Origin of the sequence: Microcoleus sp. S36a_B3 (assembly GCF_036700745.1) — a bacterium.
Taxonomy (GTDB): Bacteria; Cyanobacteriota; Cyanobacteriia; order Cyanobacteriales; family Microcoleaceae; genus Microcoleus.
The window spans coordinates 31052-49708 of record NZ_JAUBPN010000026.1; the positions used below are offsets into that span (position 1 = coordinate 31052).

Sequence of the window (18657 nt, forward strand, 5' to 3'; positions counted from 1 at the left end):
GCCGTCCTGAGGTTGGCGGAACTTTCGAGTGTTGCCTTCCTGGGGGGAAAGTCTTGAAAGTTCCCTTCATTAAGGCGAAAACATGAGTCGTTCAACCTCAACCCCTACTCCCCTTTTAAAAGGGGATTTAGGGGGTTCTTTATCTACTTACTCGCATATCCCGTACTCACCAAAAACTCGCGCAATTTCGCAAAGAATTGATTGCGATCGCGCCCTTGATAAACTTTGTCCAACAATTGCCAACCTTCCGCCTCCTGGCCCGCAACATACTTACTAGCCATGAAAGCGGCCAACACCCCTTTTACCTCTGCATCTTCGCTCGATCGCTTTCTAGATTCCAGCCACAGTTCAGCAGAATTCGTGTATACTTCCACGGGATACTGCTTAGTAACATCTTCCATTTTACCTTGGTGGTACTGCCAAATTTGCAGTGGCAACCGAGAATCCGCATAATTTGTAAAAGCCTCTGCAAATCGCCCGTCTAGACTCTTGAACTCCGGGATATCATTTTTGCCAAAATCGACAATTTCGTAGCTGACATTGCCCCAAGAATGCTTGATGTGAGTGTATTTTTTAGCTGCTGAGTCGTAGCGGTAAATAAACGAATAATTGCAGCAGCGGACACCGCTATTGATTGAGACTAAATCTGCCATCACTTCCGGTTCTTTGTCGCCGTCAAAATCGCGGATTCGCACCGATAACAAACGCCCTTCTGATACTTCTTCGTTGGCTTTTTTGTCGGGATTGTCTACTAGAGAACGAGTCGGAATTAGCACTGGTTCGTCTAATAAAGTTTGACCGTCTCGGATAATTTTGATGCGGATATTTTTGGCATTTTCTCCTTCTTTGACGAAAGAAACTTCAGCCCGAATATTCCCAGATTCCGAGGTTTCTGTGGTTCTCGCCGGGCCGACATTCGTTGGGACTTGGGCGATGTATTGCGAGGGAACTAAGGCTGTTTGTCCGGGTTTGGCGATCGCCTGACACAAGAAAGTTGCTACTTCGGCGCGGGTTGCATTGCGCGTTGGTTCTAGCTGTTTGACGGCGGGATAATTGACTACAAGTTGTTTTTCTGCTGCGGCGGCGATCGCATTTCTTGCCAATTCTGGAATTTCCGGCGCATCTTCAAAAGTCGCATCCAAAATCTCAGCCGCTGGCCCTGTAGGCGTATATTTCAAGCCGCTGCTTAATGCTACCAAAACCTGCCAGCGGGGAATGTTAAGAGTTGGGTTAAAAATACTGCCGCTGTAACCGGATAGAAAACCCGTCTGATAAGCTTCTCGAATTGGTTTGTAACCCCAGTAGTTCGTGGGAATATCTGCAAAGTCGATCGGATTGCGGACTGTTTTTGCATCTGGAAAAGCCCTACGCAGCATTGCCGCAAACTCAGCGCGACTGACTGGGCGGTTCGGGCGAAAACTGCCGTCTTCGTAGTAGCCACTGATGATTTTTTTGTCTGCTAATTCTTCTATGCAACCTTGGGCCCAATGGTTTTTAACATCCTGAAATTTGGCCTCGGCCAATGCCGGGGCTACATTCAGGCCTGGAAACACTAAATTTCCGATGATTGTTCCCAAAGCTGCGACTAAAGCGATGACAGCTTGACGTTTGTGCGATCGAACCATAGAACAGCCTCCTTTGTCACCAAATTTGCGATCGAAACTCACGCAAGGTTTACATAGTATACCAGTCGCCAAGGCCCTTTGGTCATTGCTCCCTGAGCGTAGTCAAAAGGTTCAATAACCATAAATGCTTTAACAACCTTGGCGGTTGCTATATCAGGTATTCCAACCCGATCGAGCGCTTATTTAGAATCCAAAGTCATCTCCATCAACATTTTTGTTTTCATTGTTAATTCTTCGGGATTTCCTGCAACTTTAATAATCATTTCAGAATTAGAATTGATAGAGACGACAGAACGAACAGGCATTAATTGATCCAGTCGCATTATAACTTCTCCCTGACCCTGAGACGCAAAAGATTTTATGGCCATAGTAGAGCCAGCAGGTAATTGGGGTAAAGTCAAATTTTGGGGATTTGCTTGTTGTTCTACGCTAGTTTTGAGAGTAGCAACTCCATCTTGCAAGCCAATCAATTCATAGGTAGCAATTTGATTCAGATTCATGCCACTGACATTAGATGGAAAAGAGATACGCCATTTAGCGCCTTTCCCAACTGCTTCTGCCGGCAGAGGCGAGGCAAGCTGTTGTAAAGATTTAGACATATTTTGAACCATTTGTTTGGTGTTGTTGTCCGCTTCTTCCGGCAAAGTAAAGCTACCTCCTTTACTCGCGCCCCGACTATCCATGATGAAAGAACCTTTCAATCCAACTAACTTTTTAACTGCCGATCGCATACTATCCAGGGCCGCAGTTGGCAAATTTGGAGTATCAGCAGCAATATCTGCACTAGCGTATAAAAAATCGTAGTGAATATCTCCATTGGTATCAATTTTTGTGGCTTTTGTGTCTATATTTAAGACCATTGTCGGAACTTTATTCACCTTCGTACTTCTGCCGGCTGCAGACACTTCCATCTCCATTTTTACAGCCATAGCAGTCGTTTGTTTGACACCTAAACTTGGTTTTAAACGCAACTGTTGTCGGGGTTCGACTCCGGAATTTAGTAGTTCGACTTGAACGGGTTTCGCGTCCATCCTAGGCTCGGATACGTCACCGGCTGGCTGCTGGACGATAAGTGGAATCTCAGCACTGAGGGACGCAGGAGAAAGCTCGATCGCCCATCCGGCACTTGCCAAACAAAGAGATGTAATAAACAGTGTTTTTTTCATTGACTTAATTTCCGGTTATTTGAATATTTGCCTGTTGCCACAGTCGATCGATTGTTACAAATTTGTAACCTTTATACAAAAGCAATGGAATTATTTTATCAGCAGTAGCGGCAACATCTTCGCCGCCGGAATAGCCGTCGTGGAGTACAATAATTGAACCGTTTTCTGTTTGCTGCACGACGCGGCTAGTAACTTTCATCACCCCCGGCCGCACCCAATCTTCCGGGACGACACTCCACATTACGGGACGATATTCCCACTGCTGCAATAACTCTAATGTTCGCGGCGTAAAAATGCCGTTCGGCGGCCGCACGTCCCGGATTAATTCTGGGTCTAAATCGCAAGCTTTGGCAATTGCTTTTTGCGTGTCTTCTAAACTTTGTTTTAGTTCGTGGGTTTTGAGTTTGGCAAACGATATGTGCTGGTAGCCGTGGAGGCCGATCCAGTGTCCGCTATCGTACACTTCTTTAGCCGTTTCTGGATGCCTGTCAACGCAAAAACCCAACCAGAAAAAACTAGCTTTGATGTCGTATTTATCTAAAACTTTTAGCAGTTGAGGTGTGTGCTGACGGTGCGGCCCGTCGTCAAATGTGAGGGCAATTTCTCGGCTGCTGCTATCTCCCGTCCACAGACATCCGGGAAAAGCTGTTTTGAGAATCGGGTGAACGACAGGAAAAAAAGGTGCTAGTGGCATTGGTTAATGTTGCGAAAGTGCGATCGGGTAGAAATGAAGCTGCGTTACAATAAAATAAAGTTAACTCAATCGAGGTAAATATGACAACTGCCGTTGATATTGGAACGCTAATTGTCAGCACGTCTGGAACTTGCGGCGGCCGTCCCCGCATCGCCGAAACTCGAATTACCGTAGAAAATATTGCTATTGATTTCAATGCTGGGCTGACTCCAGAACAAATCCTTGATGAAAAACCGCACTTGACTTTAGCACAAATTTATGGTGCATTAGCCTACTATTATGCGAACAAAGACCAAATCGACGCGGATATAGCAGCAGAAAATGCTGAGTGGGAGCGCTTGGAAGCAGAATCTATGGTAGGTAATTTATCGTGACTCAAATTCGTTTGTATCTCGATGAAGATATTCAGAAACAAGCTCTGATATTGGCTCTGCGAAATTCTGGAATAGACGTATTGACTACCTCCGAAGCTAACAGAGTCAGCTATTTAGATGAAGAACAGCTAATTTGGGTAACTGAGCAAGGGCGAGTCCTTTACAGCTTTAATAGGAGAGATTTCAGCAGTTTGCACAGTCAATTTTTAGCGGAATATAGAAATCATGCAGGAATCATTCTTGCACAACAACAGCGTTACTCAGTGGGTGAACAAATGCGAGGAATTGTGAATCTGATGGCTACTAAATCAGCAGAGGAAATGATAAATAACTTGGAATATTTGGGGGCTTATATCAGAGATGAATAAGTCTCTGTCAGAGTTGAGCGATCGCCAATTACAAAATTCCTTAACTCTTTTGATAGAGCCTCAAACTATCTCCGATCGCATTCACCTCTCTCTCAAGATCGATGCGATCGCCCTACAGTCTCCTCCTATACTGAAAACCAGCACAACTAATCAAAAAATTATCAAGGAGAAACAATGACAGAGGAATATCTAGCAGAACGCACAGTTTCAGCCGTATTTAAGGAAGAAGAACAATTAGACGGCGTAATTCGGCGGTTGCTCGATCGCGGAGTCTCCCGCGACCACATTTCCGTAATGGGCAAAAACTTTCAGTCCAAAACTAAAATTGCCGGCTTTCTGACTAAAAAAGATGTAATTTTAGGAGGCTTGCGAAGCGGAGCGATTTTTGGTTCCTTATTCGGTTCTTTTTTGGGTTTGCTAACTGGCGTCGGCGTGCTGTTTATTCCCTTTGTCGGTGCAGTAGTATCGGCGGGCCCGTTGGGTGCGGTACTGTTGGGTGCAGCTAGTGGCGCGATCGCAGGTTCGGCCGGTGCTGGTCTAGTTTCGGCTTTAGTCGCTTTGGGAATGCCCGAAGACAAAGCAACTATCTATCAAACCCGCGTTGAAGCAGGCGAATTTCTCGTGATGGCAGAAGTTCCCGCAGATAAATCGGGCGAATTTCAACTCTTGCTAGAAAGTGCAGGTGGCGAAGAAGTTTCAGTTAACGAAATGACGCTGCCGCGCGCCGTCAAAGGTCGCTGCAACAGTCCGGCAGATTTATCTCCAGAAGTGCGATCGCACCTGTCGGAAGCTGCTCAAAAAACCTTTATGGAATCCTACAACGCCGCATTTGACGAAAGCAACGACTCGATACAAGCGGAACACACCGCTTGGAACGCTATTCATCAGGAGTACGAAGAAGATGAAACCGGCGTTTGGACTAAGCCTTTAGCGAAAGTCTAGTCTTGCAATCGCACTAAACTAATAAAAAATACCATCTAGCCTCTAGAACTGTGCTTCTAGAGGCTTTGACGATTTTAGATTTTAGATTTGAGATTTAAAACTGGTGCAAAACTTAATTCGTAAAAACTTGGAAATTACCGAAAGTCTCATTACTTTTTGAAACTGATATAGCAAGCCTAAATCATTTGTTAATTTCTTACTCCCTCCCCTTACTAAGGGGAGGGTTGGGGTGGGGTAAAAAATTTACGGCTCCTGCAAGGATTGCTATATTGCACTAAGTTGCGTTGTCAAGTACAATTTATAGGCTTGCAATATAAAATTGAGTTAAGCAAATGCAAAAATACGTTTGTACAGTTTGCAATTACGTCTACGATCCAGAAGTAGGCGACCCCGACGGAGGCATAGCTCCCGGTACACCCTTTGAAGATATCCCCGACGATTGGGTTTGTCCCACTTGCGGGGCGGCAAAATCCGATTTTGAACCAGAATAAGCGAGAAAAAATTTGTCCGATCGAATGCTCAAAATTACAGTCATCGGCGGCGGTGCTGCTGGTTTTTTTAGTGCAATTACCTGTGCCAAAACCTACCCGCAGGCCCGCGTCACTTTACTAGAAGCTGGCCGGCAAGTCCTGGCAAAAGTTCGCATCTCTGGCGGCGGGCGCTGCAACGTGACTCACGCTTGTTTTGACCCCGGTGTTTTAGTGCAGAATTACCCCAGAGGAGGGAAAGCTCTTCGCGGTGCTTTTACTCGATTTCAACCCCGCGATACTGTAGAATGGTTTGCAGGTCACGGTGTGAAGTTGAAAACAGAAGAAGACGGGCGAATGTTTCCGATCACCGACGATTCGGGGACAATTGTTAACTGTTTGATCCGGGCTGCTGAGGATGCAGGCGTAAAAATTCGCACTGGCGATGCAGTAGTTTCAGTAAAGAAATTAACGGGCAACACCGCAGAGGGCGAACAGGGGGACACCGCCCCTAGGTTTGAAATTGAGTTGAAGTCGGGGGAGAGTTTTAAGTCCGATCGCATTCTTCTCGCTACAGGCAGCAATCCGTCGGGTTATAAGTGGGCAAAAGAGTTAGGTAATACTGTAGAACTGCCCGTTCCTTCTCTATTTACTTTCAATATTGCTGATAGCAGAATCAAAGATTTAGCCGGAATTTCTGTTCCTAATGCTAAGGTAAAATTGCCTGGTGCTAAATTAGAACAAAGCGGGCCTTTGTTAATTACTCACTGGGGTTTAAGCGGGCCTGCTGTGCTCAAACTTTCGGCTTGGGGAGCGAGATTTTTGCACGATCGCCATTATAAAACATCTGTCCTGATTAATTGGCTTCCCCAGTACAATGCGGAAGTTTTGCGGCAGCAACTGCTAGCGGTTAAGTCGCAGTTGTCCCATCGATTGATTGTTTCTAGCTGTCCGTTTCCGGTGCCGCGTCGCCTCTGGGAACGCTTGACAAGTTCGATCGGCATTGATGAGCAAAAACGCTGGGCCGACTTATCCAACAAAATCCTCGATCGCCTCCTGCAAGAACTCGTTCAAGGCGAATATCAGATTGCAGGAAAAGGCGCATTTAAAGAAGAGTTCGTCACCTGTGGCGGTGTCAACCTCAAAGAAGTTGATTTTAAGACAATGGAAAGCCGCCGCTGTCCCGGACTTTTCTTTGCGGGCGAAATCTTGGATATCGACGGCGTGACGGGCGGTTTCAACTTCCAAAGTGCTTGGACTACGGCGTGGTTGGCTGGAATCGCGATCGGCAAATGATACGATTTTAGATTTTAGATTGGGGAATATTTGTTCTGTAAAGGTTTGGGAGTTGCGATCGGGCGATCGGCTTGCCAATATTAAGTTTTGTGTTATTTTTGAATTAAGGCGCACCAAATGTGTGTCCACTTCAGCTTGTAGACACAATTCGCAGTTTTGCGTCCTTCAACATCGGGTGAGATACATGAAAAACTTGAATCTAAAAACCCTAAAGTTCGATCGCAACCTTGACAGCCATCTTGACTCACCTTTCATCGAAAAAAATGGCTTGCTGGAACTCAGCCCCAAATTTATCACTCCCGAATTTTTAACAACCTGGACGTTTGAAACACACCTGTACGACGAACAAGTTGCGATCGACCACTTTGTCATCACATTTCCTAGCCGCACCGAACTCGAAAAATACGCCGAATCTTTCCGCCATTGCGGTGCCAAAACAGTCGAAGGCCCAGACTTATTCCCGATCAACTTTTGTGCGGAAAACATTAATGTTCCCTCCGATTTGTGGCTGCATTTAATGACCTTATTAATGCCAGCGGGCGGCTTAGTAGTATTAGATGCGCCCCACGCAGCCGGCGACCAAAAAAACCGCTTTCAGCAAGAAAGAGGATTAGAAGCAGTTCACCACGTTGCGCTTCGAGTCGAAAACGTGCAGAATGCTGCTAAAATATGGCAAAATAAAAACTTTAAACCGCTATCAGAGCGTCCTCTAGACTACGGCTCATTAACTCAGTGGTTTCTGCAAAACCCTGCCGGACAAATCATCGAATTAATCGAGCGCCACCCCGGCAATAACGCCACCTTCGACTGCAAAAACATCGCAGGTTTGCGCCTGAGTGAAGATAAAGTCAGTAGTCATTAGTTAGTAGTCATTAGTTAACGGTTAACATTTAACAGTCAACAGTCAACAATGCCCAATGCCCAATGCCCAATGCCCAATTCCCAAATCTATGGTTGCAATAAAAATCCCCAAAGTCACCATTCAACCCCCAACATTCAACTCAATTGAAGAAGAACGCCGCCACCGCAAACAACGTTTAGCTGCGGCATTCCGATTATTTGCCCGCTTCGGATTCAGCGAAGGAATTGCCGGACACATCACCGTCCGCGACCCCGAACACCTAGACCATTTCTGGGTCAATTCCTTTGGAATGCACTTTAGTTTAATTCGAGTCAGCGACCTAATTTTAGTCAACCACAAAGGCGAAGTTGTTGAAGGAAATAAACCCGTAAACGAAGCAGCATTTGCCATTCATTCCCAAGTACACAGCGCCCGCCCCGACGTAATCGCAGCAGCACACGCCCATTCTCCCTACGGCAAAAGTTGGTCGAGTTTGGGCCGCCTGCTTGACCCGCTGACGCAAGATGCTTGTTCTTTTTATGAAGACCAAGCTTTATTTGACGATTACACCGGAGTTGTTTTGGAAATCGAAGAAGCTAAACGCATCGCCAAAACTTTAGGTGAGAAAAAAGCCATTATCTTACAAAATCACGGACTGTTAACAGTAGGTCAAACAGTAGATGAAGCGGCTTGGTGGTTTATTGCAATGGAACGTTCTTGTCAAGCGCAGTTAATGGCCGAAGCAGCAGGAAAACCAATTCTCATCAAGCCAGAATGTGCGCGTTTAACACAGCAGCAAGTAGGATCTCACCGCATGGGATGGTTTAGCTTTCAACCGCTGTATGACATGATAGTGCGTCGGGAACCCGACTTATTAGATTAGAAACTCGGCGGTTGAAACCGCTATTACACAAACACAGTCCGCCTGCGGCGAATCAAGAATGAAGGGGGTATTAAAGCCGGATTTAGTATCAGGACTGCAAAATTTATAAATTCATCCTGACACGGATTCCAGCCAAGCTATCAAATCCTCTTGACTGGTAAAATCTAACAAGATTTCTCCTAAATCCTCTAATTGTTCGAGAGATAACTGTTGGATGCGAGCTTGAATTTCCGGCGCAATTTCACCAGTGCGCCGCACGAGTAGACGCAGGATTAATGCTGTTTGCCCCTCAATTATGCCTTCTTTGCGACTTTTAATAATAGCACCGCGCTGGTCTTCAAAAAACATTTCCCGCTTTTCCACTTCCTCTAATTCCTTAAGGGTTAAATTAGTTCGGCTGGCGATGGAAAAAGCTGTTTTAATTTCGGGAATTGATGCAAATTTTTCAGGCATTTCATCGAAGAGGGGAGCATTTTTGATAAAATAAATCCAGCTTTGAATTAGGTTTTCGACTTGTTCTAGTTCTTTGTTAAACTTGGGAAGTTCGACAAACACTAATTCGATTTCTCTGTTATAATACTCGAAGTTTTCTTCGAGTTCTTTAAATACAAAATGGGTGAGAAATTTTTCTGTATTTTCAAACAGAATAAAATCTGTAATTGTTAAAGCAATCAGAGGATTTAATTTAGAGTATCCTTCCCTGGGTCTGAGTTGAGTTGCGTAGGTTTTGGCGGCATTGTACACTACCCGTTTAGTAAAAGCTTCTACATTTATTACCTGCATTTCAATAATCACAGTTTTGTTGCCTGTAATTTTGGCTTTAACATCCAGGTAAGTGTCTTTTAATCCAGTAACGCTCGGCGCGGCGTAAGGATCAATAATTTCTAAGTCTTCAATGGTTGGCTGTGCGTCATAGAGCATCGCATTGAGGAAGCTAATCAAAATTTCCTTGCTCTGGGGCGAACCAAAAATTTTTTTGAAACCAAAATCTGTTTTAGCACTGATGAAAGGCATAATTAATAGTGGGTAATTGGTAATGGGGGCGTTTAAATCATAAAAGTCCTTCCATTTCTAAATCTTCAATTATCTGCAATCCGCGCGGGTCGCCGACTCGCAAGAGGGAAGATTTCGCATCTTCGCGCACGCCCATATCTTGATCTTCTTCTAATGATTCAATCAGAGCGTCGATCGCCCCAGCGTACACTACATTATTCGGCAATTCGCGGGCCAGTTGCCCGATCGCCCAAGCAGAGTTGCTCCGCACAGCAGACACAGCATCTCCCCGCAGCGATTCAATCAACGGCGGAATCGCTGCAATCACCACATAGTAACCAACTTTTGCCATTTGACCCAGCGAACTCGCCGCCCACAAACGCACCGCCGAAATATCAGTTCTCAAAGCATCAATTAAAGATGGCAAAGCGCGGGGATCGCTGCAATTTCCCAGGGCCCAAACTACCCCTTTGCGAACGTAACCGTTCCAGTCGCAGTTAAGCTGCTCGATTAGCGCTTCCACAGCATCGGGACTTGGATTTCGCCCCAAAGCATAGGACGCGCTTACCCGCACCAAGGGGCAACCGTCTCTCAACAAATTAATTAAATGCGAAATCGCGCGATCGTCCTGCAGTTCGCAAAAAGCCCGCGCCGCAATCATCCGGTGCTGAGGTTCCGGGGATTCCAGCAAAGGCAGCATTTCCTCTGGATCTGGCAGCGGGGGTTCGGATTCGTCAAATTGATCCAAAGGGCTTTCCAGTTCCGTCTCAATATCAAGGGCGTTGGGGTAGTCGTTATTGTTCATAAAAAAACTTTACCGCACAGAGGATGCTCCGGGTGCAACTCAGTCATCCGCCAGCATTCAGCAGTCAATAATTGTAGGGTGCGCGCGGAGTACCTTACCAAAAACAAATATAGCCTTTCTCAAAAGGTGAGAACTTGAGATTTGAGATTTGAGATTTGAGGATTGAGGGGTTGATCGGTCAATATCTCATATAAGAGTTCGAACTGCTGTTACCTAAGTTTGCAGTCAGGACTTCATTCCCGATCGTTTGGATGACTAAAGTCTTGATTTTCAACCAGTAAAATTCATCTTTCAAAGAGATTTGATCATCCAGACGGAATGGCTCTCATAGCCTAATTTTTGATAGAGATTCATGGCAGGCTGATTGCTCAAAAAAACTTGCAAACCAATTTGCCGATCGCCCCTGGAACGTGCCCAATTTTCAGCATGAATCACTAAAGCTGCACCGAGTCCCTGACGGCGGTGTTCCGGCGCTATGTATAGCAAAAAAATGTGACCGTGGCGCAATCCAGTGGTTTGGTCGATCGCATTTCCCAGCCACAAACATCCGACAACCGATTTGGAATTTGGCGCTGGAGATTTGGGATTGAGATACTGCGAGGGAAGCACGGGCAAACTTTCTTGCTCTTGGGGGCTGTTTTTCAGGCACTCTATCCACCAAAGCGGCGTCTGGTTAGAAAAATACTGTTCGACAGTTTGAGACAAATGTCCCAATTCCCCATCCGGGTAAAGCTCTCGGTAAGTCCGGTGCAGGAACTTTACCAGTTTTGCCCGATCGAGTCCCGATCCCGATCGCAGCGCGTAGCCCGGTATTAGTTGAGCAGACATCAACGGACTCGGACACCGAGAGCGACATCATTTAGGCCCAAGAAAATTGGATTCACCACTGCTGCTTGCTTTTGGGGGATCTCTTCCTCAATCGGTGCCGGGGCAGCCATGTCAGCCGGCAAAAAGATGCGAGCGCTGACTGATACCAGAGCTACGAAAAATATTAATATCGCTATAAAGGGAGCAATGTATTGACGAATGATAGCCATAACCGCAAAAACTTAATTCTTGAGTTGATTTTATCAATTGTACCATACAAATCTTGTCAGCTATAATGCTGCCATTGGACAATTAGCTCTCAAAAAGAGCGATCGCCAGTACCAACAAACACAAAATATAAGATTATGAGTGCCTCGCCAGCAGTTTATGAAGCTCTAGCTAAGTCAATTGTTTTTTTGAATCAAAAGCCCAACGCGCAGAATGACGTGGCGCGTTTCCTGGATACTAACGGCTACTATATCGATCGCATATTCGACGACCGAGAAACTGGATTTTATGCGATCGGCTTCGGTTCCTCCGACTCCCGAAATCCGCCAGTCCTCGTATTTAGAGGTACAGATTTCATCGACGGCGATACTATGTTTTCCGACTCCCGCGACATCGGCTTACCAGAATTTGAAAAAAACAAAGATAGCATCAAAAGCTGGCTCACAGAAATCGGTCAAGATACTGCTAAAAACCCCAGCAAATTATTGCCCGATATCGTCGGTCACAGTTGGGGCGGAGCGATCGCTCAAATCACAGCCACCGAATACACATCTATCACCGGCGACATATTTACCTTCAACTCTCCCGGAGTCTCAACCACTACATTCAACGCTTTTCGGAAAAATCTCAGCAGAGTTGGCAACAAAAATGTCAATCACTACATTGTCAGCGGAGATTTCGTCAGCTTGTTTGGCGAAGCATTTATACCGGGAAAAGTATTTATCCAAAATTTTACAGATCCGAGCATTAATCCCTTAACTGTTTTGGCAAAACATCGAACAGAAAATTTATTAAGCGCTCCGCCCGCAGATTTTTTCCAGAGGCAAATTTCCGTCGAAGACTTAAACCAACCCGACTTTGCTTATAACGACAACGACTCAGATTTTAACGAATTTATCGCAGCGCTAAATTTTGCCCTGCCCAGTGTGTCAATAGCAATGAGAAAGAGATCGGGTGTAGAGAGTTTGAGAACAGCACCAGAATTTTCTTTTGTGCAGTTAATCAGAGAAATACAATACGGTTTAGCTCCTCTGCAATCGAATTATTTATTGGGCGACATTCGCAACAATACTGCTACCGGTGGCAAGGGCGAGGATACCATGATCGGCAGCAGAGGTAACGATACTCTCAGAGGAAATCGAGGTAATGACAGCATCACCGGTGATGAGGGTGACGACTTCTTGTACGGCGGCAGAGATAACGATTATTTGGAGGGTGGCGACGGAAACGATTTGATGTCCGGCGAGTTTGGCAACGATATTTTGATCGGCGGTGCGGGGCGCGATCGCTTTGTATTGGAATCCGGCGGCGGAGGCGATGTAATTGTCGATTTTAAAAAGGGTGAAGATTTAATTGCACTATCGCGGGGGCTAACTTTTCCTCTAATTATAGTCCGCCAAGGTGGTGAGGGAGCTGTAATTTCTATCCCAATTACTGGCGAAATTCTGGCTACTCTCACAGGCGTGTCGGCTAGCGAGATTACTCAGTCTGATTTTGTGCAGCTTTAGTACGAGAAAAATTTGTAGTTTTGGTATAGCCTTTCTCAAAAAGATGAGGTACTATCCGGCATTGAGCATGGGGCATACCTCACTTTTTTGAGAACCGCTATATCGTAAAAGCGAACAAACCTTAGCAAAAAATATGACGTATTTTTTGCTAAGTTTTATTGGCTTTTTTGGTTATGATTTTACAATTTTATAACTACAAAATTGGATAAATTAATATTGTTAATTAATCAAATTTACAGTAAAATCAATTAACCAGGTTAAACACTAATGCCCAATTCAAATACAGGAAATAAAAAATATGCCTTCCTCCCCCGCCGTTTACGAAAATTTAGCGAAACAAGTTGCTTACATAGATGACAACCCCCAGTTTCAAACTGTAGTTCAAACTGGTTTGAGCGCTGCCGGCTACCAAATCGATCGCACCTTTGACGATCCGACAACTGGGTTTCACGCGATCGGCTTAATCTCCACCACCCCAGACAAACCGCCAGTTCTCGTATTTCGGGGCGTTGACCAACCGCTCGACGAAGTTGCAAACACAGACCCGCGAGGCATCGGTTTCAACCAATTTGAAGCCAACAAACAAGCCCTAGGAAATTGGCTGACAGAAATCGGTCAAAATACAGCCAAAAATCCCGGCCGCTTGCCGCCAGACGTTCTCGGACACAGCTTGGGCGGTGCCTTAACCCAGCTAGCCGCCAGCGAATTCACATCTGCGATCGGAGATGTGGTGACATTCAATTCTCCCGGAGTTGATCGGAGCACAGTCAATACTTTTACACAGAAAGCCGGTACCAGCAAAAATGTAACTCACTACATTGTTAGCGGCGACTTTGTGAGTTTGGGAGGAGAAGCTTTTCTGCCAGGAAAAGTGTTTTTACAAACATTTACCAACCCGATTATTAACCCGCTATTAGTTCTAGAAAAGCACACGCAAACAGGTTTATTAACAACTCCTCCTCTCGGTTTTACTCAAACAGAAATTTCTGCCAACCAATTGAGCAGCCCAGAGTTTACTTTTACAGATTCAGATTATTTAGAACTGCTAGCTGGCGTAGACTTTGTGCTGCCAGAATTGGGAGCTGCCCTGCAATCGCGCAGCACCTTCGAGCAATCGAGAAACGCTCCGGGAGCATCCTTTTTCGGAAACATTCTGGCCATCCAAAATGCTCTCAACCAATCTCAACCTAATTATTTATTAGGCGACGATGCCAACAATACAGCCACAGGTTTTGGCGGCGACGATATTATTATTGGTAACGGGGGAAATGACACTCTCATCGGCAGTCGCAACAATGATATTATCAGCGGTGGCACCGGCAACGATCAGCTATTTGGCGGCAAAGGAGATGATAATTTGGATGGGGGAGATGGGGACGATACACTTGTTGGTGGAATTGGTGCCGATATCTTAATTAGTGGCCTTGGACGCGACGTATTAGTGTTAGGAGCCGGCGCAGGTACAGATACAATTATAGACTTTCAACAGGGTCAAGATTTAATCGGTTTGACCAAAGGTTTGACTTTCAACCAACTGAAAGTTACTCAAGGCGATGTTTCAACAACGATCGAAATTGCCAGTAACGGCGAAGTTCTTGCCAGTATTCCTGGCATTTCAAGGAGTCCGCTAACAGCTAGCGATTTTATTGCGATTTAGTTCGCGGCTGGCCATACAGATATTCGGTAGGGACACAACATTGTTGTGTCCTTATTTTATGAACGCAAGCGCACATAATTTATACTCCAATACGCTTGGGATAAGAATAATCTGATTTCCTTTCACAAGTCGGGAACTCTCATAAATGCGTGAAATGAAATTCGTCGGAAAGCGCTAACCCAAGCGTATTGATTTATATTCATTCCATGATTACAAACATCAATATTCCTCTAGGGAGGGGTTCACCGAAATCTCCAAAAGTAGTGCAGACATTGGTAAACCCGACCCGCCCGAATATTATAGTTATAGCGATCGCACTTGATATTAATCGAAATCGTCCAGTCCAGGTCTGGGCATGGATGCTAGTTTTTTCTCATCTTCTAGGGGCAGAAAGAAAATCGTCAGCATACCGGGAATCACAGCCAGCGCGCTCATCAAAAAATAATTTTGATAGCCGAGACTCGCCTGCAAGTAGCCGCTAAAAACGCCCGGAATCAGCACTCCAGCGGCCATAAAAGCCGTTGTAATTGCATAGTGGGATGCTTCGTATTCAGGGCGGACAGTCCGCATCAAGAACACTGTATAGGCAGCTACGCCAAGTCCGTAAGTAAATTGCTCGATCGAATTTACGGCATAAGCCCATTCAATCCCCGGTTGATTGATAGCCAATAGCCAATAAAGCACGTTAGTCGAATTTTGCAGAATAGCCGTCGGCCACATCCATTTTTTCAATCCTTGTTTGGCAATTAAATAGCCGCCCAGCAACCCTCCTATTAACAGAAACATTACCCCTAAAGTACCGGATAATAAGCCCATATCCGACGTAGAAACTGCTAATCCTCCTTTCTCAACTTTATCCATCAAAAATGGAGGAGCCATTTTAAACGTCAAGGCATCGCCCAAGCGAAAAATCAAGACGTAAGCCACAATCCAACCTATTTTATCTTGCTGAAAATAAGTTTTAAATGCTTCAATAAAGCTGGTTCTTTGTTGAGGAGTGTCGGATTCCAGAGCGTAATTGCGAGGATAGGGAAGATACCACCGCTGAAAGAGATATATCAGCACAAACATAATCGCACAAATGCCAAAGGCTGTCGCCCATCCGTAGTTAAGCGCCGACACGCTAAAATCCGAACCGAAAAGTGACAGCGGAATGTTTTGATATATTTTGGTGTCGCCTGTATTTCCGGTCACTAAATGGTTTTCGGCCAGTTTCCCGGCTAAGAACACCAATAAACCGCTACCGGCAATGACAGCACCTCTATAAGCCGTGTTGCGAACCCCGACAAATAGTGCTTGTTGGTCTTTATTTAGAGTGTTTAAATAAAATCCGTCAATGGCGATGTCGTGAGTAGCTGACACAAAGGCGATCGCCGTAAAGATCACAAGTGATATAATAATTGGTGCAGGCGTTAATACACCAAAAGCCAGGAAAGCAAACAGAAAAGCACAAATGATTTCGGTGGTTAAAATCCACTTGCGTTTGGTGGAATACAAATCAACTACTGGGCCCCACAAACCTTTTAAAACCCAAGGAAAAGACAACAGACTTGTCAATCCGATCAATTCGTTGCTGGTTCCCATACCTTTCAAAAAAATCACCGACATTAAATTAACGACGGTGTAAGGGAGACCTTGAGCGAAGTATAATACTGATACCCACAATCCAGCGTTATGCTTTTTTTCCATTGCAGAGATATTTTACCTAGTTACTTATTTGATTTACTGAGTGCGATCGACAATTCCGGTCAATTCAACCCCTGGCATCACAGTATATGCCATTCCGATGCCAGCGGCAGCCATATAAATAGTGCATTTTAGCATCATTCTGGCTCAAAACTATTTTCATTTTTTGAATAAGCCTGCAAAAATTTTTATCCGTTAAAAGAAACGAGGTAAGCCCGAACATTCTTGTTCCAGTCATAAGTGCCATAGGTTCGCAGCAGTTCCAAAGCACTTTCTTCTATCTGATATGCAGTTTTTGGACTATTCACCGGACGTTCGGGACTGTCAGGATTAACAACAATTAAACCTGCATCTAGAAACTGATGCACAGTCTGGCGGCGCACAGTTTCCCGCGTATTTGGTGCATATTTTTTACTGTACTCCTCCTCCATAAATTCCATAATTGGTGTGATTCCCCGAAGTGGAGATTTTGCCAATTCCCAAGCATCCTTTGGCTTGAGGTCAAGCAAAGCCAGAAGGGTTAAGGCGGAACGTTCGTTAAGCTGACCTTTGGGAAAACCCAGCGCTGCAAGTATTTCTAGAGATTCATCAATACGGTTCTTGATTGTCATTGGGCTATTTTCTAACGGATTGGTCGCCTTCAGCAGTTGTGTCTCGACAAGTCGATCGAGTTCCCGCTGTGTAGGAAATATTTCTCTTATTTGAGCGCCAAGTAAAAGTAATTGCTCTAGATTAGGATACTTCAAATTGCGTAAATCCGTAGCATTAACTTGAGTGTGTCCGTTGAACAGTCGGAAAAACCCATCTACCAAACTCGAATTTAGATAAACAGTCAATCCCCGCGCTAGAGTGAGGTCTAATCCGCGTCCTTGTTGGTGAAAGTAATTTAAATGGTTTTCAAAACCAACGCTAGAATTATTAATTTTGTCGGAATCCCAAACAACTGCAACAATTCGCTTTTGTTCTTCCTTTGACGAAAAGCGCTTGGTCAAAACATAATGTTCGTTGGGTACGAGGAGTGCAGCAGTTTTTTCGGTAATTGCTAAAGCTTGGTGCTTTTTGGTGGCGGTGGGATATTCAACAAACCCAGCCGATAAATGGGCTGGATAAATCAGTGGAACTGCATCTTTTTCTAGTTCTAGCCGCAAGTCAGAACCAACGCGAAAATCTACAACTTTTCCGGTGGAAACTGTCAAACCTAATTCTTGTAGCGTGCAAGTAAATTGAGCCATTTGCTCAACTAATTGCTGGCTGAGGGCATCGGGCAAAATCCGAATAAATTGCTCGGAATCTTTGGGGTTAACTACATCAGTATATCGTATATTATGACACAAAATTAGATCGGCATCAGCACTGTTACTTGAGGTAATCGTTACAGTATCTGGCTTTTCTATTTGTTTTGTAGCGCGCACAATAATTGTTTCTTGCAAAACAGCATCATCGCGAAATATTTTCTGTCGCGATTCAAAGATATGTATTTGGCGTAAAGCCATCATTTGTAGGAAGACTTTACGAAAATCTCGAAAGTATAAACCGTTGCAACAACTGCGGGGAGTAATTGACACTAATTCACCGTTTGGTTTGAGCAAGCTAGCGGCGGCAATCATAAAACCAGTGTAGAGATTGCCGGTTTCTACTCCTATAGAACGCAGCCAGGTACGCACTTGGGATTTAGCTGGGATTTTAGCATAGGGAGGATTGATGATTGCATGGGTGAATTCCAGTTTTTTTGAGTTTGTAAATAGATTGGAATTCAACATTTCAGCAGTTTCTTGAATAAAGTCTACTCTGCAAATTTTACTGGTAAAAATTATGCCAAAGTTCTGACATTCAATTCTGCACAATTCTAAGGTTTGTTTGAGGTAGTCAATCAAAATAATATCAATTTCATAAGCTGTTACCTGCATGGTTTGCGGTTTGTTTGGGCGCTGGCAAAGCTCGCAAACAACGGCTGCTATAAGGGAACCAATACCTGCACCTGCATCTAATAATGATATATCGGGACACTTGAATTCAAACATTCCCGCCATCAAACTTGCTGCGGAGCAAGGTGTCAAGAATTGTCCTTTTTCTCCTCTCTGGTTTTGCTGCAATTTTTGGGTTGCTTCTAACCGCAGGAGGTCTACTCGATCGAGTAAATTGCTGGCTGTTGTGTTGCTGTCGCCCGGAATGGCTAGGGTTGGAAATTGTGGTGCTATCATTTGTTAAGAAAAGTGCGTTAGTGAAGCCCGCCCCTGCGGGGGCTACGCCAACGAAGAGGATCGCCAGTTTAGTTTATTTTCGTCCCAAATTGGGATCTATAGGCTATCATGGTAGC

General features: G+C 44.8%; 19 protein-coding genes. 10 read left to right on the forward strand and 9 right to left on the reverse strand.

The window, feature by feature from the left end; genetic code table 11:
* Positions 1–143 precede the first annotated feature (143 nt).
* The 3 genes from QUA01_RS22180 to QUA01_RS22190 all read right to left on the reverse strand — a co-directional run bounded on the left by QUA01_RS22180 (position 144) and on the right by QUA01_RS22190 (position 3485).
* Positions 144–1625: an S-layer homology domain-containing protein gene (locus QUA01_RS22180; protein WP_333091585.1), complete on the reverse strand. Its 1482-nt coding sequence runs from the start codon at positions 1623–1625 to the stop codon at positions 144–146.
* A 179-nt stretch (positions 1626–1804) separates the two neighbouring features.
* Positions 1805–2791: a hypothetical protein gene (locus QUA01_RS22185; RefSeq protein ID WP_333091586.1), complete on the reverse strand. Its 987-nt coding sequence runs from the start codon at positions 2789–2791 to the stop codon at positions 1805–1807.
* A gap of 4 nt (positions 2792–2795) precedes the next feature.
* On the reverse strand, positions 2796–3485 hold the full coding sequence (locus QUA01_RS22190; protein ID WP_333091587.1) for a polysaccharide deacetylase family protein: 690 nt from the start codon (positions 3483–3485) through the stop codon (positions 2796–2798).
* A gap of 80 nt (positions 3486–3565) precedes the next feature.
* Here QUA01_RS22190 and QUA01_RS22195 point away from each other — a divergent pair, with 80 nt between their 5' ends.
* The 8 genes from QUA01_RS22195 to QUA01_RS22230 all read left to right on the forward strand — a co-directional run bounded on the left by QUA01_RS22195 (position 3566) and on the right by QUA01_RS22230 (position 8656).
* Positions 3566–3859 (forward strand): DUF433 domain-containing protein, encoded by a 294-nt coding sequence (locus QUA01_RS22195; RefSeq protein WP_333091588.1) that lies wholly within the window; start codon positions 3566–3568, stop codon positions 3857–3859.
* A complete protein-coding gene (locus QUA01_RS22200; protein ID WP_333091589.1) occupies positions 3856–4227 on the forward strand; it encodes a DUF5615 family PIN-like protein in 372 nt (123 codons plus the stop codon). Before QUA01_RS22195 ends, QUA01_RS22200 begins: the two co-directional genes overlap by 4 nt.
* Entirely contained in the window at positions 4220–4405 is a 186-nt protein-coding gene (locus QUA01_RS22205; protein WP_333091590.1) for a hypothetical protein, read from the forward strand. The genes QUA01_RS22200 and QUA01_RS22205 overlap by 8 nt, the downstream gene beginning before the upstream one ends.
* Positions 4402–5169 (forward strand): ChaB family protein, encoded by a 768-nt coding sequence (locus QUA01_RS22210; RefSeq protein WP_333091591.1) that lies wholly within the window; start codon positions 4402–4404, stop codon positions 5167–5169. Before QUA01_RS22205 ends, QUA01_RS22210 begins: the two co-directional genes overlap by 4 nt.
* Before the next feature lie 332 nt (positions 5170–5501).
* Positions 5502–5660 (forward strand): rubredoxin, encoded by a 159-nt coding sequence (gene rd / locus QUA01_RS22215; RefSeq protein ID WP_333091592.1) that lies wholly within the window; start codon positions 5502–5504, stop codon positions 5658–5660.
* A 24-nt stretch (positions 5661–5684) separates the two neighbouring features.
* On the forward strand, positions 5685–6932 hold the full coding sequence (locus tag QUA01_RS22220; protein ID WP_333091593.1) for an NAD(P)/FAD-dependent oxidoreductase: 1248 nt from the start codon (positions 5685–5687) through the stop codon (positions 6930–6932).
* Positions 6933–7116: 184 nt separating this feature from the next.
* Positions 7117–7794, forward strand: coding sequence for a hypothetical protein (locus QUA01_RS22225; protein WP_333091595.1), 678 nt, complete (start codon positions 7117–7119; stop codon positions 7792–7794).
* 88 nt (positions 7795–7882) lie between these two features.
* Positions 7883–8656: a class II aldolase/adducin family protein gene (locus QUA01_RS22230; RefSeq protein ID WP_333091598.1), complete on the forward strand. Its 774-nt coding sequence runs from the start codon at positions 7883–7885 to the stop codon at positions 8654–8656.
* Between the two features lie 111 nt (positions 8657–8767).
* On the opposite strand, the gene QUA01_RS22235 is transcribed toward QUA01_RS22230, so the two are convergent.
* The 4 genes from QUA01_RS22235 to QUA01_RS22250 form a co-directional block, all read right to left on the reverse strand.
* Positions 8768–9670 (reverse strand): Rpn family recombination-promoting nuclease/putative transposase, encoded by a 903-nt coding sequence (locus QUA01_RS22235; protein ID WP_333091600.1) that lies wholly within the window; start codon positions 9668–9670, stop codon positions 8768–8770.
* A 37-nt stretch (positions 9671–9707) separates the two neighbouring features.
* Positions 9708–10454 (reverse strand): HEAT repeat domain-containing protein, encoded by a 747-nt coding sequence (locus tag QUA01_RS22240; protein WP_333091601.1) that lies wholly within the window; start codon positions 10452–10454, stop codon positions 9708–9710.
* A gap of 291 nt (positions 10455–10745) precedes the next feature.
* Positions 10746–11282 (reverse strand): GNAT family N-acetyltransferase, encoded by a 537-nt coding sequence (locus QUA01_RS22245; protein WP_333091603.1) that lies wholly within the window; start codon positions 11280–11282, stop codon positions 10746–10748.
* Positions 11282–11491, reverse strand: a complete 210-nt coding sequence (locus QUA01_RS22250; protein ID WP_194009759.1) for a hypothetical protein — start codon at positions 11489–11491, stop codon at positions 11282–11284. The genes QUA01_RS22245 and QUA01_RS22250 overlap by 1 nt, the downstream gene beginning before the upstream one ends.
* A 135-nt stretch (positions 11492–11626) precedes the next feature.
* Here QUA01_RS22250 and QUA01_RS22255 point away from each other — a divergent pair, with 135 nt between their 5' ends.
* Both QUA01_RS22255 and QUA01_RS22260 read left to right on the forward strand, forming a co-directional pair.
* Positions 11627–12997, forward strand: a complete 1371-nt coding sequence (locus QUA01_RS22255) for an Mbeg1-like protein (protein WP_333091606.1) — start codon at positions 11627–11629, stop codon at positions 12995–12997.
* Positions 12998–13295: 298 nt separating this feature from the next.
* Positions 13296–14654 (forward strand): calcium-binding protein, encoded by a 1359-nt coding sequence (locus tag QUA01_RS22260; protein ID WP_333091608.1) that lies wholly within the window; start codon positions 13296–13298, stop codon positions 14652–14654.
* A 324-nt stretch (positions 14655–14978) separates the two neighbouring features.
* On the opposite strand, the gene QUA01_RS22265 is transcribed toward QUA01_RS22260, so the two are convergent.
* Complete coding sequence (locus QUA01_RS22265; RefSeq protein WP_194070054.1) at positions 14979–16343, reverse strand: MFS transporter; 1365 nt, start codon at positions 16341–16343, stop codon at positions 14979–14981.
* A gap of 185 nt (positions 16344–16528) precedes the next feature.
* Positions 16529–18541 carry an Eco57I restriction-modification methylase domain-containing protein gene (locus QUA01_RS22270; RefSeq protein WP_333091610.1) on the reverse strand — a complete coding sequence of 671 codons (2013 nt, stop codon included), beginning with the start codon at positions 18539–18541 and terminating at the stop codon, positions 16529–16531.
* Positions 18542–18657: the final 116 nt, after the last annotated feature.

Excerpts from the sequence above, each read along its gene's own strand:
- QUA01_RS22180 (WP_333091585.1), bottom strand. The coding sequence starts at position 1,625 with ATGGTTCGATCGCACAAACGTCAAGCTGTCATCGCTTTAGTCGCAGCT.
- QUA01_RS22235 (WP_333091600.1), bottom strand. The coding sequence starts at position 9,670 with ATGCCTTTCATCAGTGCTAAAACAGATTTTGGTTTCAAAAAAATTTTT.
- QUA01_RS22250 (WP_194009759.1), bottom strand. The coding sequence starts at position 11,491 with ATGGCTATCATTCGTCAATACATTGCTCCCTTTATAGCGATATTAATA.
- QUA01_RS22185 (WP_333091586.1), bottom strand. The coding sequence starts at position 2,791 with ATGAAAAAAACACTGTTTATTACATCTCTTTGTTTGGCAAGTGCCGGA.
- QUA01_RS22240 (WP_333091601.1), bottom strand. The coding sequence starts at position 10,454 with ATGAACAATAACGACTACCCCAACGCCCTTGATATTGAGACGGAACTG.
- QUA01_RS22195 (WP_333091588.1), top strand. The coding sequence starts at position 3,566 with ATGACAACTGCCGTTGATATTGGAACGCTAATTGTCAGCACGTCTGGA.
- QUA01_RS22270 (WP_333091610.1), bottom strand. The coding sequence starts at position 18,541 with ATGATAGCACCACAATTTCCAACCCTAGCCATTCCGGGCGACAGCAAC.
- QUA01_RS22205 (WP_333091590.1), top strand. The coding sequence starts at position 4,220 with ATGAATAAGTCTCTGTCAGAGTTGAGCGATCGCCAATTACAAAATTCC.
- QUA01_RS22245 (WP_333091603.1), bottom strand. The coding sequence starts at position 11,282 with ATGTCTGCTCAACTAATACCGGGCTACGCGCTGCGATCGGGATCGGGA.
- QUA01_RS22255 (WP_333091606.1), top strand. The coding sequence starts at position 11,627 with ATGAGTGCCTCGCCAGCAGTTTATGAAGCTCTAGCTAAGTCAATTGTT.
- QUA01_RS22260 (WP_333091608.1), top strand. The coding sequence starts at position 13,296 with ATGCCTTCCTCCCCCGCCGTTTACGAAAATTTAGCGAAACAAGTTGCT.
- QUA01_RS22210 (WP_333091591.1), top strand. The coding sequence starts at position 4,402 with ATGACAGAGGAATATCTAGCAGAACGCACAGTTTCAGCCGTATTTAAG.
- QUA01_RS22225 (WP_333091595.1), top strand. The coding sequence starts at position 7,117 with ATGAAAAACTTGAATCTAAAAACCCTAAAGTTCGATCGCAACCTTGAC.
- rd (WP_333091592.1), top strand. The coding sequence starts at position 5,502 with ATGCAAAAATACGTTTGTACAGTTTGCAATTACGTCTACGATCCAGAA.
- QUA01_RS22190 (WP_333091587.1), bottom strand. The coding sequence starts at position 3,485 with ATGCCACTAGCACCTTTTTTTCCTGTCGTTCACCCGATTCTCAAAACA.
- QUA01_RS22265 (WP_194070054.1), bottom strand. The coding sequence starts at position 16,343 with ATGGAAAAAAAGCATAACGCTGGATTGTGGGTATCAGTATTATACTTC.
- QUA01_RS22230 (WP_333091598.1), top strand. The coding sequence starts at position 7,883 with ATGGTTGCAATAAAAATCCCCAAAGTCACCATTCAACCCCCAACATTC.
- QUA01_RS22220 (WP_333091593.1), top strand. The coding sequence starts at position 5,685 with ATGCTCAAAATTACAGTCATCGGCGGCGGTGCTGCTGGTTTTTTTAGT.